We start from the raw sequence: 490 nt of genomic DNA, 5'->3' as shown, positions 1-490 counted from the left end.
CTGCTGCAACGTCTGGGCTGGGTGCCCCGGCGTGCACGCCGGCCGAGATGACAGTGAGATGGGATGAACCGGCCGCGTGTGTCCGGACGCCGGGAACCGGGAGGATTCGTGAATCTTCATAAGAGGATGGCGGACAGCTCGGGGCGGGCGCTGCCCCAGGAACTGTCCGGGCCGTCGCCGTCATCGTCCGGGTCGTCGTCGGGGCCGGGTCTGCTCGCCATCAACGCCCGCTACTTCGCGTTGCGGGCCGTCATCTTCGCCGCCGTGCTGACGGCTGTGCTGGCCCTGGGAGTGCACTGGCTGCTGGGCTTTGCCGTTGCGGTGGTCCTCAGTGGGCTCGTGAGCTATCCGCTGGCGATTCGCCAGCGCCGGGCGGTGCTCGGTGCCCTCGCGCAACGACGCGGTTGGCTGCGTTGACCGGCGAGCCCCCTCGACGTCATGACGGTGCACATCATGACGTCGCACATCATGACGTTGCACGACAGCACGA

General features: G+C 68.2%; 1 protein-coding gene. It reads left to right on the top strand.

Annotated elements, in window-relative coordinates:
- Positions 1-108: 108 nt before the first annotated feature.
- Positions 109-417: a hypothetical protein gene (locus tag DD1DGNOD_RS23385; protein WP_241251803.1), complete on the top strand. Its 309-nt coding sequence runs from the start codon at positions 109-111 to the stop codon at positions 415-417.
- The last annotated feature ends 73 nt before the right edge of the window (positions 418-490 follow it).

Origin of the sequence: Candidatus Protofrankia californiensis (genome assembly GCF_900634765.1) — a bacterium.
In the GTDB taxonomy this organism is placed as follows: domain Bacteria; phylum Actinomycetota; class Actinomycetes; order Frankiales; family Frankiaceae; genus Protofrankia; species Protofrankia californiensis.
The sequence above is the reverse complement of the archived record's forward strand: the minus strand, read 5'-3'. Positions and strand labels throughout refer to the sequence as shown.